The 24,023-nt window shown below is 64.6% G+C and carries 20 protein-coding genes; 9 read left to right on the forward strand and 11 right to left on the reverse strand.

Going from position 1 to position 24,023, the window contains the following annotated elements; translation table 11 throughout:
• Positions 1–16 precede the first annotated feature (16 nt).
• Complete coding sequence (locus IB235_RS20825) at positions 17–625, reverse strand: NAD(P)H-dependent oxidoreductase (RefSeq protein ID WP_192338356.1); 609 nt, start codon at positions 623–625, stop codon at positions 17–19.
• Between the two features lie 91 nt (positions 626–716).
• Here IB235_RS20825 and IB235_RS20830 point away from each other — a divergent pair, with 91 nt between their 5' ends.
• Positions 717–1,604: a LysR family transcriptional regulator gene (locus IB235_RS20830; protein WP_192338357.1), complete on the forward strand. Its 888-nt coding sequence runs from the start codon at positions 717–719 to the stop codon at positions 1,602–1,604.
• Positions 1,605–1,643: 39 nt separating this feature from the next.
• Here the strand turns inward: IB235_RS20830 and IB235_RS20835 are convergent, their stop codons facing one another.
• A complete protein-coding gene (locus IB235_RS20835) occupies positions 1,644–2,738 on the reverse strand; it encodes an OmpP1/FadL family transporter (protein ID WP_192338358.1) in 1,095 nt (364 codons plus the stop codon).
• Positions 2,739–3,223: 485 nt separating this feature from the next.
• On the opposite strand from IB235_RS20835, the gene IB235_RS20840 reads away from it, so the two are divergent.
• Complete coding sequence (locus IB235_RS20840; protein ID WP_192338359.1) at positions 3,224–4,282, forward strand: AraC family transcriptional regulator; 1,059 nt, start codon at positions 3,224–3,226, stop codon at positions 4,280–4,282.
• 91 nt (positions 4,283–4,373) lie between these two features.
• Here IB235_RS20840 and IB235_RS20845 read toward each other — a convergent pair whose 3' ends face one another.
• The gene (locus tag IB235_RS20845) at positions 4,374–6,002 is read right to left on the reverse strand and encodes an AMP-binding protein (protein ID WP_225612510.1); all 1,629 of its coding nucleotides are present in this window, start codon (positions 6,000–6,002) and stop codon (positions 4,374–4,376) included.
• A gap of 472 nt (positions 6,003–6,474) precedes the next feature.
• On the opposite strand from IB235_RS20845, the gene ahpC reads away from it, so the two are divergent.
• Together ahpC and ahpF are read left to right on the forward strand one after the other, a co-directional pair.
• On the forward strand, positions 6,475–7,038 hold the full coding sequence (gene ahpC / locus IB235_RS20850) for an alkyl hydroperoxide reductase subunit C (RefSeq protein WP_155041868.1): 564 nt from the start codon (positions 6,475–6,477) through the stop codon (positions 7,036–7,038).
• A 54-nt stretch (positions 7,039–7,092) separates the two neighbouring features.
• The gene (gene ahpF, locus IB235_RS20855) at positions 7,093–8,655 is read left to right on the forward strand and encodes an alkyl hydroperoxide reductase subunit F (protein ID WP_192338361.1); all 1,563 of its coding nucleotides are present in this window, start codon (positions 7,093–7,095) and stop codon (positions 8,653–8,655) included.
• 40 nt (positions 8,656–8,695) lie between these two features.
• On the opposite strand, the gene IB235_RS20860 is transcribed toward ahpF, so the two are convergent.
• The 8 genes from IB235_RS20860 to IB235_RS20895 form a co-directional block, all read right to left on the reverse strand.
• Positions 8,696–10,195, reverse strand: coding sequence for an aldehyde dehydrogenase (locus tag IB235_RS20860; protein ID WP_192338362.1), 1,500 nt, complete (start codon positions 10,193–10,195; stop codon positions 8,696–8,698).
• 12 nt (positions 10,196–10,207) lie between these two features.
• Positions 10,208–10,993, reverse strand: a complete 786-nt coding sequence (locus tag IB235_RS20865) for an ABC transporter permease (RefSeq protein ID WP_192338363.1) — start codon at positions 10,991–10,993, stop codon at positions 10,208–10,210.
• 10 nt (positions 10,994–11,003) lie between these two features.
• Positions 11,004–11,870: an ABC transporter permease gene (locus tag IB235_RS20870; RefSeq protein ID WP_192338364.1), complete on the reverse strand. Its 867-nt coding sequence runs from the start codon at positions 11,868–11,870 to the stop codon at positions 11,004–11,006.
• Complete coding sequence (locus IB235_RS20875; protein WP_192338365.1) at positions 11,867–12,946, reverse strand: ABC transporter ATP-binding protein; 1,080 nt, start codon at positions 12,944–12,946, stop codon at positions 11,867–11,869. Before IB235_RS20875 ends, IB235_RS20870 begins: the two co-directional genes overlap by 4 nt.
• A 74-nt stretch (positions 12,947–13,020) precedes the next feature.
• Positions 13,021–14,079, reverse strand: a complete 1,059-nt coding sequence (locus tag IB235_RS20880) for a PotD/PotF family extracellular solute-binding protein (RefSeq protein ID WP_225612511.1) — start codon at positions 14,077–14,079, stop codon at positions 13,021–13,023.
• 4 nt (positions 14,080–14,083) lie between these two features.
• Positions 14,084–15,433: a sigma 54-interacting transcriptional regulator gene (locus IB235_RS20885; protein ID WP_192338366.1), complete on the reverse strand. Its 1,350-nt coding sequence runs from the start codon at positions 15,431–15,433 to the stop codon at positions 14,084–14,086.
• Positions 15,430–16,569: a hypothetical protein gene (locus IB235_RS20890; RefSeq protein ID WP_192338367.1), complete on the reverse strand. Its 1,140-nt coding sequence runs from the start codon at positions 16,567–16,569 to the stop codon at positions 15,430–15,432. The genes IB235_RS20885 and IB235_RS20890 overlap by 4 nt, the downstream gene beginning before the upstream one ends.
• A 138-nt stretch (positions 16,570–16,707) precedes the next feature.
• Entirely contained in the window at positions 16,708–17,733 is a 1,026-nt protein-coding gene (locus IB235_RS20895; protein ID WP_192338368.1) for a LacI family DNA-binding transcriptional regulator, read from the reverse strand.
• Positions 17,734–17,886: 153 nt separating this feature from the next.
• On the opposite strand from IB235_RS20895, the gene IB235_RS20900 reads away from it, so the two are divergent.
• The 5 genes from IB235_RS20900 (at position 17,887) to IB235_RS20920 (ending at position 23,975) form a co-directional block, all read left to right on the forward strand.
• Positions 17,887–19,296 carry an aldehyde dehydrogenase family protein gene (locus IB235_RS20900; RefSeq protein WP_192338369.1) on the forward strand — a complete coding sequence of 470 codons (1,410 nt, stop codon included), beginning with the start codon at positions 17,887–17,889 and terminating at the stop codon, positions 19,294–19,296.
• On the forward strand, positions 19,293–20,819 hold the full coding sequence (locus IB235_RS20905) for an AMP-binding protein (RefSeq protein WP_192338370.1): 1,527 nt from the start codon (positions 19,293–19,295) through the stop codon (positions 20,817–20,819). Before IB235_RS20900 ends, IB235_RS20905 begins: the two co-directional genes overlap by 4 nt.
• Positions 20,820–20,891: 72 nt before the next feature.
• The gene (locus IB235_RS20910) at positions 20,892–21,848 is read left to right on the forward strand and encodes a tripartite tricarboxylate transporter substrate binding protein (protein WP_192338371.1); all 957 of its coding nucleotides are present in this window, start codon (positions 20,892–20,894) and stop codon (positions 21,846–21,848) included.
• A gap of 10 nt (positions 21,849–21,858) precedes the next feature.
• Positions 21,859–22,440, forward strand: coding sequence for a tripartite tricarboxylate transporter TctB family protein (locus IB235_RS20915; RefSeq protein ID WP_192338372.1), 582 nt, complete (start codon positions 21,859–21,861; stop codon positions 22,438–22,440).
• 14 nt (positions 22,441–22,454) lie between these two features.
• Entirely contained in the window at positions 22,455–23,975 is a 1,521-nt protein-coding gene (locus IB235_RS20920; RefSeq protein WP_192338373.1) for a tripartite tricarboxylate transporter permease, read from the forward strand.
• Positions 23,976–24,023 lie beyond the last annotated feature (48 nt).

Here is a 24,023-nt window from a genome sequence, read left to right on the forward strand (position 1 = left end):
TTGCAAAGCAGGATCGTCATCCTGCTTTGCAAAAAGTGACGTGCTGATCAGGATGATGGCTATCGCCATGCGATTTGCATGGCGTGTCCCAGCGGCTCAGCCTGTCCGCATATGCGGCGGCGGCGGCATTTATCTCATCGGGTGTCAGCTTGTCGGCGCGATAAAGGACGAAGGGCTCGGCCCAGGGCAGGGCGCAGCGATTCGCTGTAGCGCGCAGCGGGGCCAGCAGATCGGTCATGGCAAACAGGTTGCGTCCGCCGGGGCGATAGGCCTCGGGCGTGTTTCCGGCGGTGGCGGCGATCATCAGCGGCGTGCCCTCAAGCCGCCGACCCTCGGTTTCGTAGTTCAGGTAAAACATCCGGGTCAGCACGGCATCCTGCCACGCCTTCAGCAAAGGCGGGGTGGAATACCATTGCACCGGGAATTGCAGCACCAGCCGGTCGGCGCCAAGCAGCCGCGCCGTCTCTGGTCCGCCATCTCGGGCAAGGTCGAGCCCGTCCGGGCAGGCGGCGGCCATATCGACCACCGTGGTGTCGGGCAGGGATGCGGCGGCTGCGGCCATGGCGGCATTGGCCTTGGACCGGCGCAGGTCGGGGTGGAACAGCAGGACAAGGGTTCGGGGCATCATCTTCTCCATCAGCTTGGGATGGCGGGAAGGATGCGAGGGGACTGAAAATTATTCCAATCGATTAACAATCTGATCTATTATTCATCATATGAATTTGCGTGGCCTTGACCTGAACCTGCTGGTGATCCTCGACGCGCTGCTGGACGAGGCCCATGTCAGCCGTGCCGCCGACCGGCTGGGCCTGTCGCAGCCTGCGGCGTCGGCGGCCCTGCAGCGCTGCCGCCAGCTGTTCCGCGATCCTCTGCTGGAGCGCGGGCGCGGCACGATGCGGCTGACGGCCAAGGCCGAGACGCTGCGTGCGCCGCTGAAATCGCTGCTGGCAGGGGTCACCGATCTGGTCGATCCGCCCGATCTGCCGCTGGCCCAGATCCGCCAGACCCTGCGCATCGCCATGGCCGATTATCCGGCGCTGTTCGTGACCGCGCCGCTGGTGGCGGGTTTGCGCGACAGCGCGCCGGGCATCGATCTGGTGGTCCAACCCTGGCACGGGGCCGAGGCAGCACGGGCCGCGCTGATCGACGGCGGCAGCGATCTCGCCATCTCGGTCTTTCCGGGAGAGGGCGATGACATCCGGCGCGAGGAACTGCTGGTCGAGGAGTACCGCATCGCGCTGCGCCCCGATCATCCGGCGACCGTGGGCTTCGATCTGGACCGCTGGTTGGCCTATCCGCATGTCCTTGTCTCGGGCCGGGGCGAGACGCGCAGCCCGCTGGACGGTGAACTGGCGCGGTTGGGTCGCAGCCGCCGCGTCGGACTGGTGCTGCCCAGCTTCGGGATGGTGGCCGATGTGCTGCGGGGGTCCGACATGATCGCGATGCTGCCGTCGCGGGTCATACGGGCCGTCGGCGATCTGGTCGACCTGCCGCCACCGATCCCGGTCGCCGGTTTCCCATTGCATCTGGCATGGCATCGGCGGCGCGAGAAGGATGCCGGCTTGCAGCATGTGGCCCGGCTGCTGGCCGGGTTGCTGCGTTAAGGCAGGCCCGGCCCCGGTGAGGGGGCCGGGCGGCGGCAATCAGAATTTGTAGCCGATGTTCACGTTCAGCCCCAGCGCCGTGTTGCCGTCGAAATTGGCGTAGACGCCGCCCTCGCGGGCATCGGCATCATGCAGCCAGAACTGCGCGGCAGCACCGGTCACGGAAACGCCGTTTTCGAAGGTATAGGTCGCCCCCAGCGCCAGCGAGGTCGAGCCGTCGAAGGGTGTCAGTGAGCCTTTGGGCGTATGTTCGGCGGGGACGTGGCTAAGTTCGGCGGCGACGGCCAGCTGCTTGCTCAGCTTGTGGCCAAGCCCGACCTTGAAGCGCCAGGTGTCGGAATCGTCGTTGACCAGCGCCCCGCCGCCGGTGATCTCCTCCAGCATCGGAGGTGCGACCCGCCAGCCTTTCCAGTCGCCCCAGCGAATGCCGCCAAACAGCAGCGTCGTCGGGCTGAGACCCATCTGCATGTCCAGATTGACCGTCCGCGGCATGGTGATGTCGGTCGTGGTGGCGCGTGAGCCCATGCCCGGCGCGGATTCGCGGCCCTCAAGACTGTAATCCAGTTTGGAACTGTAGGTCAGCGCGACGCGGATCGCCTTTTCGGGGATCTCATAGGCGCCCCCCAGAACATAGCCGATGCCCCAGTCGTCCTCGGCCGTCCAATGATAGCCCATATTGCCGAAGGCCCGACCGTCCAGCGTGATATCCACGTCGAAACGGCTGAGCCGGATGCCGCCATGCACGCTCCAGTTCTTGTCGATCTTGTAGCGCAGCAGGCCGGTCACCTCGGAAGTGTCGACATTTGCTCTGGTTCCGGCAAAGGCAAAGGCACCGTCGGGATAGAAGGTATCGGCGCCCCAGGGCTGGTCAAAGATCACCGCCGCCGACCACTGATCGTCGAGGTCGATCTTGAAGCCGGCATTGGCAAAGCCGAGGTTGTTCAGCGCCTTGCCGGTGCGGTTGCCGAACTGGTCCTTGCCTGCGATTGACGGACCCCAGTTGGTATAGCCCAGCTCAACGTAGTTGCCGTCGCGAAACAGCAGGGTGACAGGCTGGCCGGCCAGGTCGATGCCATCGGCCAAGGCAGGGCCGGCCCCGATCAGGCAGGCGGCGCCAATAAGGAAATGCTTCATGTGGTCTTTCACGCAATGAGGGCAGGCGGGCAGGCATCAGGGCCCGGCAGGGCTGTGCCGGGGCGGATGCAGGGCGGTTCCGTGCCGATGGTTCAGGGGGTCTTGCGCTGGGGACCCGGTGTTAGCGGGGCGGCGCAGGCGCACTGGGCTTAGGCAGGGAAGGGCGGGGCGTTCCGCGTCTTGCCGGGCCGTGGATGGTTCAGTGCGGACAGGTGGTCCTGCCCATTGATGGCGGCCTTGAACGGCATGGTATCCTCCCTTGTTTTTCCTTGATGCCCGCCTCCCCGCGGACAGTTCATCATCCGGGGGATGAAGCCTGCGCGTTTTGCTTTGACCGACTGGAATTTGACTTGGGACGACAGCGATATGCGGATGGGCCCGGTGGCGTCGCGCTTGTGACGTCAAGTTACTTTGCGGTCTAAAGGCTGTTTCTGAACCCCAAACCCAAATATCTGATTCCGGGCGTAAGTTCTTTGGGAGGAGAGATGGGCCGCTATTTCATTCAGGCAAGCAGTCTGATCGGGCTGCGTGAGCTGGCCGAGCGGCAGGGCGCGGATCTGGCCGCGGCAATGCAGGCGGTGGGGCTGCGGATGGACCTGCTGCGCAAGCCCGAGGAACGCATCCCCTTTGAAATGCTCTGCGCCCTTCACGAGCATTGCGCCCAGACCTGGAACCTGCCCGATTACGGCCTGCGGCTGGCCAGCTATCATCAGCTGAACATTCTGGGGGTCGTCGGATTGGCCACCAAGATGGCGCGCACGCTGCGCGGGGCGATCCATGCGCTTAGCGACAATATGGTGATCCACAGCGATGCGTTGGTTGCGGCGCTGGACGAAAAGGACGGTGTGGCCACCGTCTGGCTGGATACGCATCCGACCTCGGTGCCGACCCGGCAATATCTGCTGGTGTCGCTGGGCACGGCGCGCAGTGTGATCGAACAGGCCGGAAATATCGGGCTGAAGCTGATCGAGGTCAGCTTTCGCCACGAGGGGGATGGCGTCAGATCGGCGGCCGAGGCGTTTTTCGGCTGTCCGGTACGCTTCAATGCCGAACGCAACGCGTTGTATTTCGATGCGGCGGTTCTGGACCGGCCAATTCCGCGCGGCGATATCGCCTATCACGCCATTATCGAGCGCTACCTGACCACCGCCCATCACGAGTTGGGCGGCAGGATTGCCGAGACCGTGCGAAAGGAAATCGCCCGGCAGATGGAGTTCGGCAGATGCACATTGGAGAGCGTGGCGCAGCGGCTGCGGATCGAGCCGCGCAGCCTGCAGCGGCAGTTGAAGCAGGACGGCAGCGGGTTTCGCGACCTGATGGACGACTGGCGGCGCGAACGCGCGCTGTCGCTGGTCACCCGGACGCGGCTGCCATTGATGGAGGTGACGCTTGCGCTGGGTTATTCGGACCAGAGCATCTTCAGCCGGGCCTTTCAGCGTTGGTATGGCCAATCGCCCTTGGCCTATCGGCTGAAGGACGCGGCGATGGTGGCGGCGCTGCGTCATGGCCGGGCGCGACCGGAAATGGCGCACGGTCTGCGCTGAGGCAGGCGGCGGTTTCGCTGGGAAAGGCGTGCCGGGCCGGCGCCATCGAGGCGCCGCCCGGCAGACGCGGGTGCCCCCGCGTCGGGGCAGCTTAGGCGCGGTCGCGCAATTCGCGGCGCAGGATCTTGCCGACGTTCGATTTGGGCAGCGCGTCGAGGAAGACGATCTGGCGCGGGACCTTGTAGCTGGTCATCTCCTTGCGGCAATGCGCGATCACCTGTTCCTCGGTCAGTTCCGCGCCAGCCAGCTTCACCGCGTAGATGCGCAGGGCCTCGCCGGTTTTCGGGTCGGGGACGCCGATGCAGGCGCATTCGGCGATGCCCGGACAGGCGGTCACCACGGCCTCGATTTCATTCGGGTAGACGTTGAAGCCCGAGACCAGCACCATGTCCTTCTTGCGGTCGATGATCTTGAGGAACCCGGCCTCGGTGAAATAGCCGATATCGCCGGTGCGGAAGAAGCCGTCGGGCGTGAACGAGGCGGCGCTGTCGGCATCGCGGTTCCAGTAGCCCTTGGTCACTTGCGGGCCGCGACAGCAGATCTCTCCGGCCGAACCGGGGGCGGCGGGTTGACCGGCATCGTCCAGCAGCATCACCTCGCTTGAGGGCACGGGCAGGCCGCAGCTGCCGGTGAAATCGGTGACGCTCATCGGGTTGATGCAGAGCAGCGGCGAGGTTTCCGACAGACCATAGGCCTCTTTGATGTGATGGCCGGTCAGCGCCTTCCATTGCTCGGAGGTGGCCGGGATCACCGCCGCGCCGCCGCCGATCGCCACCTTGTAGCCCGACAGGTCGATCTCATTGAAGCGGGGATGGGCCATCAGCGCCTGAAACAGCGTGTTGACCCCCGGAATGACCGAGAATTTCGCATGCCGGATCGCGTCGATGAAGCGGTCGCCGTCGCGGGGATTGGGGATCAGCACCGCCTTGGCCCCGATGGCCGTAAAGGTCAAAAGCTGCATCAGCCCGAAGATGTGGTAAAGCGGCAGCGCCAGCACCAGCACCTCGCGGCCCGGATCGCAGGCTTCGGGCAGGATCGCGCGGAACTGCCGGGTATTGGCGACAAGATTGCCATGGGTCAGGACCGCGCCCTTGGAGAGGCCGGTCGTGCCGCCGGTATATTGCAGGAACAGGTTGTCGCCCGAGGCGAGCGCCACCGGATCAAGGCGCAGCGCTGCGCCTTGGGCCAGCGCATCGGCAAAGCGGATGGCGGTGATGCGCGGATCGACGGGCGGCGAGGGCAGGTCCAGCCCGGCCCCGTCGCCCGGATCGACGGTGACGATGTTGCGGATCTGGGTCTGGTCGAGGATCTCGGCCAAAGTCGGGGTCGCGCCGCCATAGATGACGATGGTCTGGACCCCGGCATCGTTCAGCTGATGCAGCAATTCGCGCGGGGTATATAGCGGGTTGACGTTCACCTGCACCGCACCGGAGCGGATGATCCCGTGCATGGCGATCGGGAAGGCAAAGATATTGGGGCACATCAGCGCGATACGCTCGCCCGGATGGACGCCCAGCTTGTGCTGCAGCCATGCGGCAAAGGCGCGGCCCTGACCGTCGACTTCCGCATAGCTCATGGTTTGGCCGAAACATTCCAGCGCGGGCAGGTCGCCATAGGTCTGTGCGGCCTGATCAAGCAGCGCCACGACCGAAGCCTGGCTGTCGGTCACGATCTCATGCGGGATGGCGTCGCCATAGGCCCGGATCCAAGGTTTGCTCAATATATCCTCCCCTTCCCTGTACGGGACATTCCTGATCAGGGCGGATGCCATCGGGCGGCCTGTCCGTTGTCGCGCGGATGTCCCGTGCGGCTTGCCTCCTGCTTGCCGGGCCTGGCCCGCTGCCCGTTTGGCGCCCTGAACACATATGCATGGCACAAATCCCGAAGCACAAATGACATATTGCGATGAATTTTTGACTTTTCGCGACAGTTGTGGTGCGGGGGCCGGGACAGCGCGAAGGCGCGTCCTGCCATGACCTATGCGCAAGGCCGCCATGCCGAAACCGTGCAGCTGTAAGGGCGCAACGCCTTGCCTTTGCAGAAAATTACGTGCTTTCCCCGAAAAATCAATCCTCTCGCGCCGGGGGCCTGAAACGCGCGCTTTTGGGGGCGGAAATCGCCGGTTCCTAACTGTTTTACATCCCCCGCCCGCGCCACTAACCCTGCCGCCATCACCAAAAGAGGCAAAGCAGATGGCGCTTATCAACACCAAGATCCGTCCCTTCAAGGCGCAGGCCTTCAAGCAGGGCAAGTTCATCGAAGTCACCGAAGCCGACGTGCTGGGCAAATGGGCGGTGTTCTTCTTCTACCCCGCCGATTTCACCTTCGTCTGCCCGACCGAACTGGGCGACGTGGCCGACAATTACGCCGAGCTGCAGCGCCTTGGCGTCGAGGTCTATTCGGTCTCGACCGACACGCATTTCACCCACAAGGCGTGGCATGACAGCTCGGACACGATCGGCAAGATCGAATACACCATGATCGGCGACCCGGTCGGCTTCGTCACCCGCAATTTCGACGTGATGCGCGAAGAAGAGGGTCTGGCTGACCGCGCCACCTTCATCGTCGACCCCGATGGCATCATTCAGGCCATGGAAATCACCGCCGAGGGCATCGGCCGTGACGCCACCGACCTGCTGCGCAAGATCAAGGCCGCGCAATATGTCCGCAGCCATCCGGGCGAGGTCTGCCCCGCCAAATGGCAAGAGGGCGAAGAAACGCTGGCCCCGTCGCTGGATCTGGTCGGCAAGATCTGATGCCCCTCGGGCTGGGGAAACCCGGCCCGACACCTCTATCGGAAAGGATGTCCCATGCTTGACGCCAATATGAAAACCCAGCTCAAGGCCTATCTGGAGCGGCTGGTTCGCCCGGTCCAGATCACGGCCTTTGCCGATGACAGCGCGAAATCGCGCGAGATGCTGGCGTTGCTGGACGACATCCGCAGCCTTTCCGACAAGATCAGCATGACCCGGGCCGAGGGCGACGCGCGCAAGCCGTCCTTCATGCTGACCTCGCCCGGTCACGACATCCGGCTGGGCTTTGCCGGGTTGCCGATGGGGCATGAGTTCACCTCGCTGGTGCTGGCGCTGCTGCAGGTGGGGGGCCATCCCCCCAAGGCCGAGCAGGCGCTGCTGGACCAGATCAAGGCGCTGCCGGGCAGCTTCCGGTTCGAGACCTATTATTCGCTGTCCTGCCAGAACTGCCCCGACGTGGTGCAGGCGCTGAACCTGATGGCGGTGCTGAATCCCGGCATCGAGCATGTCGCCATCGACGGCGCGCTGTTCCAGTCCGAGGTCGAGGCGCGGCAGATCATGTCGGTTCCGACGATTTTCCTGAACGGCCAGCCCTTTGGCGCGGGCCGCATGGGGCCCGAGGAAATCCTTGCCAAGATCGACACCGGTGCCGCCACCCGCGCCGCCGAAGCGATCAGCGCGCAGGCGCCCTTTGACGTGCTGGTGGTCGGCGGCGGCCCGGCCGGTGCGGCGGCGGCGGTCTATTCGGCGCGCAAGGGCATCCGCACCGGGGTTGTCGCGGAACGCTTTGGCGGGCAGGTGCTGGACACCATGACCATCGAGAACCTGATCTCGGTTCCCCATACCGAAGGTCCGAAGCTGGCGACCGCGTTGGAAACCCATGTCCGCGAATATGCGGTCGAGATCATGAACGCCCAGACCGCGACCAAGCTGGAAGAGGTCGCGGGCGGGTTCCGGGTGACGCTGGCCTCGGGGGCGGCGCTGACGGCGGCCTCGGTGATCCTGTCGACGGGCGCGCGCTGGCGGCGGATGGGCGTGCCGGGCGAGGAGCAATATCTGAACAAGGGCGTGGCCTTCTGCCCGCATTGCGACGGGCCGCTGTTCAAGGGCAAGCGCATCGCGGTGATCGGCGGCGGCAATTCCGGCGTCGAGGCGGCGATCGATCTGGCCGGGCTGGTCGCCCATGTCACGCTGATCGAATTCGACAAGCATCTGCGCGCCGATGAGGTGCTGCAACGCAAGCTGCGCAGCCTGCCCAATGTCAGCATCCTGACCCAGGCCCGCACCACCGAGGTCAAGGGCGACGGCAGCCGCGTCACCGGCCTGGTCTATGAAAACCGCGCCAACGGAGAGCTGGTCGAGCTGCCGCTGGAGGGGATCTTTGTCCAGATCGGGCTGGTTCCGAATACCGAATGGTTGAAAGGCACGCTGACCCTGTCGCCGCGCGGCGAGATCGTCACCGATGCGCATGGCGCGACATCCTTGCCGGGCGTGTTCGCGGCGGGCGATTGCACCACCGTGCCCTACAAGCAGATCGTCATTGCCATGGGCGAGGGGGCCAAGGCCTCGCTTGCGGCCTTTGATCACCTGATCCGGCTGCCGGTCGAAAAGGCGGCCTGAACGGGACGGGCCGTCGCCGGATAGCGGCGGCCCGCAGCCCTTAGCCCAGATTGATCCAGACGGATTTGGTCTGGGTATATTGGGTCAGCGCCTCAAGACATTTGTCGCGGCCATTGCCGGTCTGTTTATAGCCGCCCCAGATCGAGGTCATGTCGCCATGGTCGAAGCAATTGACCCAGCAGACCCCGGCCTCCATCTCCTGCGCGAAACGATGGGCCTTGTTCAGGTCGCGGGTCCAGACCGAGGCCGCCAGCCCATAGATCGAGTCATTCGCCAGTGCCAAGGCATCATCCAGCCCGTCCACCGGCAGGATGGTCGCGACCGGGCCAAAGATTTCCTCGCGCGCGATGGTCATGCCGCCATTGACCCCGGTGAACAGCGTCGGTTCGACAAAGGCCCCGGAGGACAGATGATCCGGGCGACCGCCGCCAAAGGCCAGTTGCGCGCCCTCGCTCCGGCCCTTGGTGATATAGGACATGACGCGGTCGCGATGCTCGGCAGTGACCAGCGGACCCATGGTCGTGGCCGGGTCCAAGGGGTCGCCCAGCACGAAGTTCTTGCGGGTGATCTCGGTGAATTTCTCGACGAAGGCGTCATGCAGGTTGCGCTGGACCAGAATGCGGGAACCGGCGTTGCAGACCTCGCCTTGGTTGCCATAGATGCCGTTCACCGCATAGGTGGCGACGGTGTCCAGATCGTCCCAATCGCCCAGCACGATCTGCGGGGTCTTGCCGCCGCATTCGGTGGTGACGCGCTTCATGTTCGACTGGCCGGCATAGATCATCAGCAGCTTGCCAACCTCGGTCGATCCGGTGAAGGCGATCTTGTCGACATCCATGTGCAAGGCCAGCGCTTTGCCCGCCTCCTCGCCCAGTCCGTGGACGACGTTCAGCACGCCCGAGGGGCCGCCGGCCTCGATGAACAACTCGGCCAGCAGCCCGGCGGAGAGCGGCGATTGTTCCGCCGGTTTCAGCACGACCGAGTTCCCCGTCACCAATGCCGGACCCAGCTTCCATGCCGCCATCATCAGCGGATAGTTCCAAGGCGTGATGATGCCGACGACGCCCAAGGGCTGGCGCAGGATGTAATGCAGGGCGCTCGGGTCGGTGGCGGTCACCGTGCCTTCGATCTTGTCGGCGGTTTCGGCAAAATATTTCAGCGACATGACGGAGCCGGGCACGTCGATATTCAGCATATCCGACACGGGCTTGCCCATGTCGAGACTGTCGAGCAGGGCAAACTCCTCGGCATTCGCGGCGATCAGGGCCGAGAATTGTTCCAGCACTGCCAGCCGGTCGCGCGGGGCCATGCGCGACCAGACCCCGGAACGGAAGGTCTTGCGGGCAACGGCGACGGCGCGGTCGATCTCGGCCTGACCGCCGCGGGCGACATCGGCCAAGGGCTGGCCATTGGCCGGGTTGATGGTCTGGAACGTGCGGCCATCGGCCGAGGCCACATAGGCCCCGTCGATGAAATGGCGGGTGCGCAGTTGCAGGCGGCTGGCGCGGTCGTGCCAGAAATCGCGGCTATATTCGGTCATGGTCTCTTCTCCCTATTGTCCCCGGTCGCGCAGCAGTCGAACCGAGAGAATGATGATCAGGATCGATGCAGCGACGATCATGGTGCCGATGGCGTTGATCTCGGGGGTGATGCCCCGGCGCAGCGTCGAGTAGATATAGATGGGCAGGGTCACGTCGCGCCCGGTCAGGAAATAGGTGACCGGGATCTCATCGAAGGACAGCGTGAAGCACAGCAGCGCCGATCCGATCACCGCGCTGCGGATGGAAGGCAGCGTCACGTGCCAGAACGTGGCGAAGGGCCGGACGCCCAAATCTGCCGAGGCTTCCAGCAGCCGCGGGTTCAGTCGCGACAGCCGCGCCAGCACTTGGCTGACGACGATGCCCATCAGCGCCGTGGCGTGGCCGATGATGACCGCGCCAAGGCTTTGGGGAATGCCGATCTGCTTGTAGAAATTCAGCATGGCGATACCGGTGACGATGCCGGGCAGGCTAAGCGGCAGGATCAGCACGTTCTGAAACAGCCGCTTGCCGGGAAAGTCATAGCGATGCAGCGCCAAGGCGGCCAGCACCCCCACCACGACCGAGATGAGCGTGGCGAAGACCGCGACGTAAAGGCTGTTTCCCAGCGCCGTCAGCATCTGCGAATTGGCCAGCACCTGAATGTACCAATGCAGGGTAAATCCCGACAGCGGAAATGACGTAACCTTGCTGTCGTTGAAGGAAAAGATCACCAGCACCACGATCGGCAGGTACAGGAACGCAAGCACCGCGATTGCGAAACCGACCAGCCCTTTTTGCCACCAAAGCAGCCTGTTCATGCGTGCGCCCTCACAATGCCACCCGCGCGTTGCGGTCGAGTTTCGAGGACAGCCACAGCACCGCCATCACCATAAGCAGGACCAGCGTCGCCAAGGCAGAACCCAGCGGCCAGTTCAGCGCCGCGCCGAACTGGTTTTGCAGCACATTGGCGATCATCGTGCCGTCCGGGCCTCCGACCAGAACCGGCGCGACGAAATCGCCGAAGGTCAGGCAGAAGGTCACCGTCGCGCCTGCCAGCACGCCGCCCAGCGACAAGGGCAGCACGACTTTCAGGAAGGTGCCGAAGGGGCCGATGCCCAGATCCTCGGAGGCTTCGATCAGGTTTTTCGGAATATTCTCCAGCGCCGAAAAGATCGGCATGACCATGAACGGGATGAAGATATAGGTCAGAGTAATGACCATAGATCCCTGATTATACAGGAATATGTCCAACGGCGCGTCGATGATCCCCAGCGATTGCAGCAGCGAATTCAGCGCGCCATTGGTGCCAAGGATCGTCTTCCACGTATAGGCGCGCAGCAGGTAGGACACCCAAAGCGGCACGATCACCAGCAGATATAGCAGGTTGCGCAACCCCGGCGAGCGGATGGTGAAGGCCAGCAGATAGGCCAGCGGATAGCCCAGCAGGGTCGCCGTGATGGTGACCAGCGCTGCGATCTTGGCGGTGCGCAGGATGACGCTGAAATATTGCGGATCGCTGAAGATCTGGACGTAATTCGCGAATTGGAAATCGGGCACGAAGGTCGGGTATTTCCGCAGCCAGAACCCGACCGAGATCATGATCAGATAAGGCAGGATCAGCAGGATCAGGCTCCATGCCAAGGGCAGCGAGAACAGGCCCAGAAAACCCGCGGCATTGCGGCGGTCCAGCTTCATGATGCCTCCGCGGGGAACAGCATCACGTCCTTGGCGGCGATGGACAGGGTGATGGCCGCGCCATGGGTCAGGATTTCGGCTCCGGTCAGCCCGGCGCGCTGGACCTGCACGACCAAGGGCGTGGCGCATCCGTCGGGCATGACCTCCAGCCGGATACGGTCGCCTTGGAAGTTCACCTCAAGGATGCGGGCAGGGATGGGGTTTTCAGTGCCGCCAAGACGCAGGGTTTCGGGACGCAGTGCAGCGATCAACGGGGCGTCGGGCAGGAAACCACGCCCGTCCCGCGCCACGCCGCGCAGACGCAGCCCGCCCGCGCATTCGACCAGTTGCGCATCGCCCTCGCGCCCGACATGACGGGCCGGGACCAGATTGCTGCCACCAATGAAATCCGCGACATAGGGGCTGGCGGGGGCATCATACAGGTCTTGCGGCGCGCCGATCTGGCGGATGCGGCCCGATTGCATGACGACGATGCGGTCGGACATGCTCATCGCTTCGTTCTGGTCATGGGTGACCATCAGAAAGGTGATGCCCAGCTCGCGATGGATGCGCTTAAGTTCGATCTGCATTCCCTCGCGCAGCTTCACGTCCAGCGCGGACAGGGGCTCGTCCAGCAGCAGCACGCGCGGGCGGCGCACGATGGCGCGGGCCATGGCGACGCGCTGCTTCTGACCGCCGGAAAGCTGATGCGGGCTGCGGTCGCGCAGCGTGCCAAGGCCGACCAGCTCCAACGCATCGCCGACCTGCCGCGCGACATCAGCGCCCTTCAGGCCATAGCCGATATTCTGGGCGACGGTCATATGCGGGAACAGGGCATAGTCCTGAAAGACCGTGTTGACCGGGCGCAGATAGGCCGGGGCATTGGTCATGTCGTGGCCATCGATGCCGATCCGGCCTTCGGAGGCATGTTCAAAGCCTCCGATCAGGCGCAGGGTCGTGGTCTTGCCGCAGCCAGAGGGGCCAAGCAGGGTCACGAACTCGCCTTCGGCAAGGGTCAGGTCGGTGCGCTCAAGCGCGCGGAAGGTGCCATAGGATTTGGTGACACCGTCCAGCGTCACGATGGGGCGGGCAGACATGGGTCGTCCTTCGGGTCAAAGCGGGTGGTATCCCCGGCAAGGCGCGGCCCGGCCGGGGACGCGGGCAAAGGCGCTTATGGCGCGGCCTTCACCGCGTTCCAGACCTCGATATACTTGTCGAGGCGGGCGGGCTGTTCCCACATGATCAGGCTTTTGACGAAGTCGATATTGCCGACCTGACGTTCCTTTTTCATGGCGTCGTCCATGCAGCCGCCGACAGCCGTCGGGTTGACCGGGAAATAGCCGGTTGAGGCGGCGATGGCGCATTGCCCCTCGGGCGATTGCATATAGGCCATGAACTTGTAGGCGCAGTCTTGGTTCGGGCTGTCCTTGACCAGCATCATCGAATCCATCCAGCCCTCGGATTTCTCCTTGGGCGAGAATTCGACGACCTCGAAGCCCTTCTTCAGCGCGTTCACGTCCTTGCTGGTCAGCCCGGTCCAGGTGTTCGAGGCATAGACCTCATCATTGGCCATGAGTTCGGTCAGTTCCCCGGCCGAGGTCCAGTATTTGCGGACCAGCGGTTTCTGTTCGATCAATTTGGCCTGTACGGCGGCAAGCTGTTCGTCATTCAGGTCGTAGATATTGTCGTAACCCAGATAGCGCGCGGCCCAGTAGATCGCCGATTTGTCGTCCCACATCGAGATCTTGCCGGCATTGGCGGGATCGAACAGCAGCCCGATCGAATCCGGCGTGCCGCTGATCTTGTCGGGGCGATAGATCAGTGAAACCGAGCCCCAGATCAGTGGCACAGCCCAGACCGAGCCCTCGGCATTCAGCGAGGCGGCCTTGGAGAATTCGGGATAGATCGCGTCATAGCCCGCGACCTTGGCGGTATCGAGGGCCTCGACGAAACCGGCCTGTTGCAGCACCGGCACCGCGTCCAGCGAGGGGACGACAATGTCATAGACCCCGCCGCCCGCCGCCAGTTTCGGGGCGAAATCGTCATTCGAACCGACATAGGTCGCGGTGACCTTGCAACTGGTCGCGGCCTCGAACGGGGCGGTGATTTCGGGCGTGGCATAGCCTTCCCAGGTCAGCAGGTTCAGTTCCTGCGCCTGAAGGGCACCGGCCATGCAGGCCAGCGCGGTGCCGCCAAGCGCGAGTTGTCGCAGCGCCTTGGATTTCATCATGGGTTCACTCCTTGTTGGGGGTTGAGTGCCGCGCCCGTCCGGTTTTCCGGATCAAGGTCGCGACATCGATGCCGAGCGCCTTGGCGGCGCTTCTTTTGCTTCGGTGCGAGGCAAGGGCGTCGGCGATCAGCCCTTCCTCAAAGGCTTGGACCTGACTGCGCAGGTCGGTCCCGGTCGGGCGCGTCATGGTTGCCGGGCGCGGCGGGGTCGTGAAATCCTCGGCTGTCGCCTGCGCCCCTGAAGCGGTCGCAGCATGGGCAAGGATGTTTTCCAGCTCGCGGATATTGCCGGGATAGTCATGGCCCAGCAGAAGCTGGGTGAAGGCCGGGGAAAGGGACAACGGCGGATGGCGGTGCAGGTTGATACGGGCCATGATCCGCTGGGTCAGTGCCGGGATCATGTCGGGCTCATCGCGCAGGGCGGGCAGCGTGACCCGGACCGCGGCGATGCGGTGGAACAGGTCGGCGCGGAACGCGCCCTTGGCCACCAGTGCCGCCAGATCGACGCCGGTCGCCGTCACCAGCCGCACCGTGCCGCCATCGGCAAAGGGGCGGAAGCTGTCAGCATCAAGCAGCGCCAGCAGGCGGGCCTGAAGGGGCAGGGTCAGGTCCTCGACATGGTCGAGACAGAGCGTGCCGCCGGACGCGGTCTCGATCAGCCCGGCGCGTCGGCCGCCGGGAGCGTGGTCCTGTCCCTGCATTTCGGCGGTGAAATTGGCCTCGGTCAGGCTGGTGCAGGCGACATGGACCAGCGGGCGGTCCGGGTCCGCGCCAGCGATGCGGCGGATGAAGGCGGTCTTGCCGGTCCCGGTCTCGCCCGTCACCAGCAGCGCAGAGGCTTGCGTCAGGGCGCGGAGGGCGCGGGCCTCGGCGCTGGCATGGGCCGGGGACAGGACCGGTCCGGCATCGGGTGGGTTCTGCTCGGTCAGAAAGCGGAATGTCCCGCCCAAGGGCGCAGTCCCACGCTCGGGCGGGGTCAGGACCAGAAGCGCGCCATAGGGCGTGCCCTCGCCCGAGCGCAGGACCTGCAGCATCGCACGAGTATTGGGCTGGCCCGCAATCGCCCCGCGGCCTTCGAAGCGCTGCAGCCGCGCCAGTGCCGTCGCCGCGCCCAGAAGCAGATCCTCACCATTGCGGCCATGCCGCGTCAGGTCGGTGCCCAGAAGGCCCGCGCGCCCGGTGGCCAGCAAGCGTTCGAACGCGACGTTGACCAGTCTGATCCGCCCGTCCAGCTCCAGAAAGGCGGTGGCATCCGGCAGCCCGTTCAGAAACAGCGCGAATTCGGGACCGTCGATAAAGGCGGGGCGGGCGCGGGTGCCGCCCTTGGTCGCGGGATGGGGCGCATAGAATTTCATGCCTCTTCGCGCTCCTTGCGGGGACGGGTCCGCTGCGGGCGCGCGGTCACCACCATCTGCCCGCGGATCCCGTCGCTGAAGGCCACGCGCAGCAGCCAGCCCCGGCGGCTGCCCTTGGCGGCGGGCAGGTTCATCGCGATTTCGCCGGTGTCGCGCAGGACGGCGGCGGTGCGCAGGGTCTGGAAGGCAGCCTTATGCGCGGCGATCTGGTCAAAGGCGCGGCCCAGCAGGTTCCTGCCCTCGAAGGCCGCATCGGCGGCGGGATTGGCGGCCAGCACGAAGCCCTCGGCCGAGAGCAGCAGCACCGGATCGGGCAGTGCGCCAAGGATGTCGCGCATGCGGTCGGCACGGTCATTCAGGTCCTGCTCGCGGGCGCGGTTGGCGCTGATGTCGCGCACCGTGCCCCACAGCCGGACCAGCCGCCCCTCGGCAATGCGGGCACGAAAGTCGTTCTCGACCAGAATGGCTTCGCCGCCATGGCGTTGGTCGATGGCGACGGCGCCGTCCAGCCGATAGCCGGCCCGGATCAGGTCGCGCAGCATCTCGCGGTTGACGGGGGTGTCGGGGAAATAGCGCGAGACAGGTTGATCGTTGAAATCCAGTCCCTCGGGAACGGCGTACAGTTCGGCCATGGCGCGGTTGCAGGCCCGCCAGCACGAGGCATTGCCGAAGACCTGCGCGATGATCGCGTCCTCGGGTTGGGTCACGTCGATGGGTTCGAGGAATTCGATGCACCAATAGGCCTCGCGCGCCTCGCCGATCATGCCCGAAAGGATCTCGACCCGCTCGATCATCTCATCCTGCAGCGACAGGGCTTGCGCGCCCAAGGGCAGCTTGCAGACCAGCAGGCCGGCATCCGTCCGGCACAGCGTGGCGACGACGGGATGTTCGACATCGTCACGGCCCAGCATCCACAGCGGTACCGAGGCCTGAGGCTGCACCCGCCCCTCCAGCACGTCGCGCAGGAATTCGGCCGAGTCGCTGGAATACATGGTCTTCAGCGTGGGTTTATCGCCCGCGTCCAGACCTAGAAACTCTTGCTGCGCCGGGTTGATTTCCAGCAGCGCGCCGTCGGAATGGTAGCGGTCGATCAGGACCGGCAGTTCCGAGGGTAGGATTGGGGGGCCGCCCGGCATGTGGTGAATCCCGTTGTGATGGCTGTCACTCCAAGGGACTTCCCGGATTTGCGCAAAGAGATTTGGGCCAGAAATGACGCGCCACGTCAGAATCGCCGCAATTTCGCATCAAGTGCTGCAAATTTGCAGCAAAACGTGTCAGGTCCGCGCGGTTGTGGTTGAGCGCATGATCAGTTCGCAATCGAAACGGGTCCGAACCAACTGGTCCTGCCCATCGCTGTCGATCACCGTGATCAGGTGGCGGGCGGCGGCCGCGCCAATGCGGCTGGCCGGGATGCGGACGGTGGTCAGGGGCGGCTCAAGCTCGGCCGAGCCATCGAAATCGCCGATGCCGATGATCGAGATGTCGCGCGGCACCGACAGACCCAGATGCAGCGCGGCATAGATTGCCCCCTGCGCGATGACATCGTTGCCGCAAAGCAGGGCGGTGGGACGCTCGGCCCGTGTCAGCAGTTCGATGCAACTGCGCTTGGACTGGGCGATGTTGTAGGGGGTTTGCAGCTGCCATTCCTCGCGCAGCGCCACGCCTGTCGCCGCAATGCTGTCTATCGCCGCAAGGCGACGGGCGCGGGCGCGGTCATTGTCGCGCGTCTCGGGAAAGATGGTGGCGATGCGGCGATGGCCCAGCATCAGCAGATGTTCGGCTGCACGCCGTCCGGCCTCGGCATTGTCGATGCCGATGCAGGAAATCTGCGAGTCGGGCTGGTAGTTCCAGATCGCGGCGACGGGCACCTCTTGCTCGCGCAGCACACGGTAAGTGTCGGGGCGGTGATCCAGCCCGATCATCGCCAGCGCATCGACCCGGTGTTCCAGAAGCTTGCGCACCAGCGCGTATTCCATGTCCAGATCGTAGCGATGCGAGGCCAGCAGCAGCGTAAAGCCGCTTTCGCTGACCGTGTCGTTGAAGGCCTGCACCAGCTCGGCAAAGATCGCGTCCGAGACCGAGGGCACGACCAGACCGATGGTCGCGCTGCGGCGTCCGTGGATGGTCTGGGCCGCACGATTGCGGATATAGCCCAGCTTGCGGATGGCCTGGTCGACCTTCTTCCGGGTCGTGGGCTGGACCAGTTCGGGATGGTTCAGAGCGCGCGACACAGTGGCCGCGGATACCCCCGCAAGCGTGGCTACGGAAACAATATCAGGCCTATAGCTTTGTTTTTTCATTGCTAAGCGTCATCCGTGCGACAGATTTATGAAAATATTTGCAAGGCTATTTTCATGACTTATCGTCAGAATTCCACGCCGACAAGAGACTCGTCCGACCGAAGGCCAGGGGCTGCCCTTTGGACCGAAGGTCCCGAACCGCCAGGGATGGGCATGAACATTTCGGAAGACATTCTGTCAGTCGATGCCGCCATGGCCCGCGCGCGCAATGCCCAGGCCGATTACGAGGCGAATGGCAGCCAGCAACGCTATGACCGCGCGGCGCTGGCCGTCGCCTGGGCGATCATGGAGCCGGGCCGCAACCGCAGGCTGGCCGAACTGGCGGTGCGCAGCACCGGGCTGGGCAACGTCGCCGACAAGATCACCAAGAACCACCGCAAGACGCTGGGACTGATGCGCGACATTCGGGGCGCGCGGACCCATGGCGTGCTGTTGGACGATCCCGCGACCGGGATCACCGAGATTGCTCGCCCGCTTGGGGTGATCGGCGCGGTCGTGCCCTCGACCAACCCGGCGGCGACTCCTGCCAACAACATCATCAACGCGTTGAAATGCGGCAATGCCATCATCCTGTCGCCATCGCCCAAGGGGGTGCCCTGTTGCGAATTGCTGCTGCAATTCATCCATGCCGAGTTCGACAAGATCGGCGAGGACCGGCGTCTGGTCCAGATGCTGCCGCCTCCGGGCGGCAAGGCCAAGACCCAGCGTTTGCTGGAGACCGCCGATCTGGCCGTGGTCACTGGCAGTCAGGACAATGTCCGCCGCGCCTATGAAAGCGGAACCCCCGCCATTGGCGTCGGGGCAGGCAATGTCGCGGTGATCGTGGATGAAACCGCCGATCTGGCCGATGCGGCGGAAAAGATCGCCATGTCCAAGACCTTCGACAATGCGACCTCGTGTTCGTCGGAAAATGCCCTGATCGTCGTCGATCGGGTCTATGACGCCTTTCTTGCCGCGCTGGCGGTCGAGGGCGGGGCGGTGATCCCGTCGGACGAGGCGGCGGGGATCGTGGCCCGGCTATGGCCCGATGGCCATCTGAACCGAGAGATCATCGCCAAGGACGCCGATATCCTGATCGACAGGCTGGGGCTGACGGGGCGCGTGCCCGCCGACACCCGCTTCATCGCGGTCGAGACGGACGGCATCGGGCCGCGGCATCCGCTGTCGGGCGAAAAGCTCAGCCGGGTCGTGGCGCTTTACCGGGCGCGCGATTTCGGCCATGCCGCCGAGCTGGCCGTCCGCCTGCTGCGCCATCAGGGGGCGGGGCATTCGCTGGGCCTGCACTCGACCGATGCCGAGCGGCCGCTGCGGCTGGGCACGCATCTGCCGGTCTGCCGCGTGATCGTCAATCAGGCGCATTGCTTTGCGACCGGAGGGGCCTTCGACAATGGGCTGCCCTTCAGCCTGTCGATGGGCTGCGGCAGCTGGGGCGGCAATTCCATCGACGCCAACCTGAACTGGCAGCACTTCATGCAGCGTTGCCGCATCGTCCGTCCGATCCCCGCGCGCGAGCCGGGGCTTGAGGAGATCTTTGCCGATTACTGGGCCGAGGCCGGAGCATGATGCCGAACCCGCTGGCCCCACCTGAAGGCACTGTCCGCGACTGGCTGGACTACCGCGCCGTCAGTTGCGGCACGCGGATCAGCCATGTCTTTGCAAGCGACGGCAGCACGCTGAACTGGGCCGAGCTGCGCCAGCACGCCGCCGACATCGCGGGCCGTCTGGCCAGCCTTGGCATCCGGCGCGGGGAAAGCGTCGCCCTGATGATGCCCAATGGCCGCGAGGCGCTGCTGGGCCTGTTCGGCACGCTTTACGGTGGGTTCCGGGCGACGATGATCAACCTTGTCGCCGGGGTGGATGCCATCGGCCATGCGCTGACGCATTCCGGCGCGCGGGTGGTTCTGGTCGCGGCATCCCAGCACGATCTGCTGACGCGGGCGCTGCAAGGGGGCACGGCGCGCCCGGTCATCATCACGGCCGAGGATGGCTTTGACTGGCCCGTCGGTCTGGTGCCGATCCCGCCGCATCCGCATGGGGCCAGCGATGATGCGCTGCTGATGTATACCTCGGGGACGACCGGGCGGCCCAAGGGGGTCATTCACAGCCATGCCAGTCTGCTGGCCGGTGGCTGGACGACCATGATGGCGCATGGCCTGACCGACCGCGACCGCGCCATGTGCGTGCTGCCGATCTATCACATCAACGGGCTTTGCGTGACGATCATGGGGCCGCTGGTTTCGGGCGGATCGGTCATCCTGTGCGAGAAATTCTCGGCCGGTCGGTTCTGGCCGATCTGTGCGGATCAGCAGGCGACGTGGTTTTCGGTCGTGCCCACGATCATCTCGCATCTGCTGCATGGCGAGGGGACGCCCGATGAAAGCGTGCGGGCGCGGATCAGGTTCGGGCGTTCGGCCTCGGCGGCGCTGGCACCCGAGGTGCAGACCGCCTTCGAGTGGCGCTTTGGCATCCCCATCGTCGAGACCATGGGCCTGACCGAAACCGCAGCGCAGATCCTGTCGAACCCGCTGCCGCCGGGGCTGCGCAAGATCGGCTCTCCGGGGGTCGCCATCGGCAATGAGGTGGCGATCATGTCGGTGGACTTGCGACCCCAGCCGCCCGGTCTTGTCGGGGAAATCTGTGTCCGGGGGCCGAATGTCATGCGGCTCTATCTGGACAATCCCGAGGCGACGGCAGCGGCGCTGACCCCGGATGGCTGGCTGCGCAGCGGCGATCTGGGACGTATCGATGAGGACGGCTATGTCTTTGTCACCGGTCGCCTGAAGGAATTGATCATCAAGGGCGGCGAGAACATCGCCCCGCGCGAGATCGACGAGGCGCTTTACGCCCATCCCGACGTGATCGAGGCCGCCGCATTCGGCCGCAAATGCCCCCGCTATGGCGAACGGGTCGAGGCGGCAGTGGTCCTGCGCGACGGATCGGACCTGACCGTCCAGACCCTTGCCCAGCTATGCGAGGCGCGGCTGGGCCGGTTCAAGTCGCCCGATGTCATTCACCTGATGGACGAGTTGCCCAAGGGCCCGTCCGGCAAGATTCAACGCCTGCGGCTGGCCGAGATGACCCAATGAAGCCGCAAGTCGTCACCCGAGAGGAGCGGGCGGCGGCACCAGAAAGCAACGGTCGTGATGGGAGGAGAATCAATGACCCGTGATGCTTCACTGAAACTCGGCGCGGCAGGGCTGGTTGCCGCAGGTCTGGTCCTGTCAACGGGAATGGCGCTGGCCGATGCCTATCCCGAACGACACGTGGAAATGGTGGTGACCTTTGGCCCCGGTGGCGGGGCCGATGTGATGGGCCGCCAGATGGGGCGGCTGATGGAAAAGCCGCTGGGCGTGGCGATCCCGGTATCGAATGTCGCCGGGGCGTCGGGCAATGCCGGGCTGACCCATCTGCGCACCAACCCTGCCGATGGCTATACGCTGGGCACGCTGATTTCCCTGACGGTGGCATCCTGGGCGTCGGGCCTGGGCGACAGCAAGCCCGAGGATTTCCGGGTGATCTCGGTGGTGCAGAATTCGCCCTCGTTCCTGTTCGTCTCGGCTGGCAGTCCTTATCAGACCGCGCAGGATCTGTTCGATTTCGCCAAGGCCAATCCGGGGCAACTGACCGTCGCCACCTCGGGTTACGGCACGCAGGATGACGTGACGCTGAAGCTGTTGGCGGGCGGCGGCGTCAAGATGGAGAACGTGCCCTTTCAATCGCCCGGCGAACGCTATGCCTCGCCCATCGGTGGCCATACGTCAGTGCTTTACGAAGAACCGGGCGATGTGGCGCAATTCCTGAAGGCAGGGCAGTTGAAGCCGCTGGTGGTCTTTTCGATGGAACGCCATCCGGCATTCCCCGATGTTCCGACCTCGGCCGAGCTGGGGCACGAAATCTCGGGGCTGGACAACTTCCGCTCTATCGCCGTGCGCGCGGATACCCCGCCCGAGATCCTGACCCGACTTGAGGCCGCGATCCTTGAGGCCACCGCCAGCGCGGATTGGCAGAAATTCTGCACGGACACCTATAGCTGCATCCAGCCGGTCACCGGCGATGCGGCGCAGAAGATGGTCACGGATTTCCTGCAACTGGTCAGCAAGCAGCTGGCAAGCTGAGGGGGACATCATGGCCATGGTTGAAAAGGCACAGACAGACCCCTCTCCGGTCACGCTGACATCCGGGGGGTTGCCGCCGCTGCTGGCGCCGGCTCTGGCCTGCGTCCTGACTTTCGCGGCACTGATCCTGCCGACATTCATGTTTCATGGCGACCGCAGGCCGCAGGTGAACGGGCTGGGTCCGGGGGCATGGCCGGGTGCGATCCTGATGGCGCTGGCTGCGTTCTCGGCGGCCTGGCTGGTGCTTGAGATCCGGGCGCTGGTCCGGGGCAAGCCGCCGGTCGGACTAAGCGCGCCGCGGGACGAGGATGTCTATCATTACGGCAAGGCGATCACCGGCATCGTGCTGGTGATCTTTTTTGGCTGGCTGTTGCCGATCATCGGCTTTGCCCTGGCGACGGCGTCCTTCCTGCTGGTCTGGTGCCTGTATGGCGGGCTGCGCAACCCGTGGGTGGTGATCCTTGTGCCCGTGCTGGGGACGGTGGGCCTGCTGTGGATGTTCATGGGGCTGGCGCTGATGCCGCTTAGCCGCGGGATCGGACCGTTCGATCAGTTCAGCGTCTGGCTGCTGAAGCTGATCGGCATCTACTAGGGGAACCGACCAACATGCAAACTCTTGATTTCCTGCTGGCCGGTTTTCAGGCGGCCTTCCAGATCGGTGCGTTTCTGACCATCGTGGTCGGGCTGCTGATCGGGGTGATCGCGGGGGCCTTGCCCGGCATTTCCTTTGTGAATGCCATGGCGATGGCCTTGCCCTTTACCTATGCGATGGATGTGACCCATGCGATGCTGTTTCTGGGGGGCATCTATGTCGGCGGGGTGTTTGGCGGCTCGATCTCGGCGATCATGATCAATGTGCCGGGCACGCCCGCCTCGCTGCCCTCGACATGGGACGGCTATGCGATGACGAAAAGGGGGCAGGTCAAGCGCGCCCTGACCATCGCGGTCACCGCCTCGGCCACGGGCGGGCTGGTCAGTGCCTTGATGCTGACCTTTCTGTCCGCGCCCTTCGCCAGTTTTGCGATGAAATTCTCGCAGCCCGAGTTCTTTGCGGCCACCGTGCTGGGTCTGGTCAGCGTCATTGCGATTGCCAAGGACCGGCCGATCATCACCATGATCTCATTGCTGATCGGCGTGGCCATCGGCACGGTCGGGGTCGATCCGCTTTACGGTCAGGCGCGCTTCAGCTTTGGCGTCCCCGAGGTCGAAAGCGGAATCCGCTTTGTCGTGGTGATGATCGGGCTGTTCGCCATCGGCGAGGTGGTCGATCTGGTCTCGACCGACCGTGACCTGCGGCCGAAAAAGCCGCAGGGAAAGGCCAGCGGGGCCAGTTTCCGCGACATTCTGAACCTGAAAGGTCCGATCCTGCGCGGCACCGGGATCGGGTGCATGATCGGCGTCATCCCCGGTGCAGGCGCGACGCCGGGCGCGGTCATCGCCTATGGCATCGAAAAGCAGGTAAATCCGCGCGGGTCCGAGTTCGGAACCGGGGTCGAGGCGGGTCTTGCCGCCCCCGAGGCCGCCAAGAATGCCACCACCGGCGCGGCCATGGTGCCGCTGCTGACGCTGGGCATCCCCGGCAGCGCCGCAACCGCGATCATGCTGGCGGCGATGATGCTGCAAGGGGTCAATCCCGGACCGCTGCTGTTCGTCATGGACCCGTCGATGGTCTATACGATCTTTGCCGCGATGATCATCGCCAATGTGCTGATGATCGGGGCGGGAGTAGGCGTCGCGCAGATGTTCTCGACGCTGATGCGAACGCCACCGGCAATCCTTGCGGGCTTCATCGTGGTGCTCAGCCTGATCGGGGCCTTTGGCGTCAGGAACAATATCTTCGACGTCTATGTCTGCCTTGCCTTTGGCGTGGTCGGATGGGCGATGAAACGGGTGGGATTCCCGTCCGCGCCGCTGGTTCTGGGCGTCATCCTTGGACCGCTGGCCGAGCGCTACTTCCTGACCGCGGTGGCCAATTCGCATCAGGATTTCACTGTCTTCTTTACTCGTCCGATCAGCGCGACCATCCTGCTGCTGGCGCTTGTCTTCGTGCTCTGGTCGCTTTGGCCGTCCGTCAAATCACTTGTCGGGCGGCGATCGGTTCAGGAGGCCGGGCTTGATTCCAACTAAGGCAGAAATGACCGTGACGACGACCTTTCCAGCCCGCTCGCATCCCCT

This window comes from Paracoccus sp. PAR01 (assembly GCF_014851995.1).
Classification (GTDB): Bacteria; Pseudomonadota; Alphaproteobacteria; order Rhodobacterales; family Rhodobacteraceae; genus Paracoccus; species Paracoccus litorisediminis.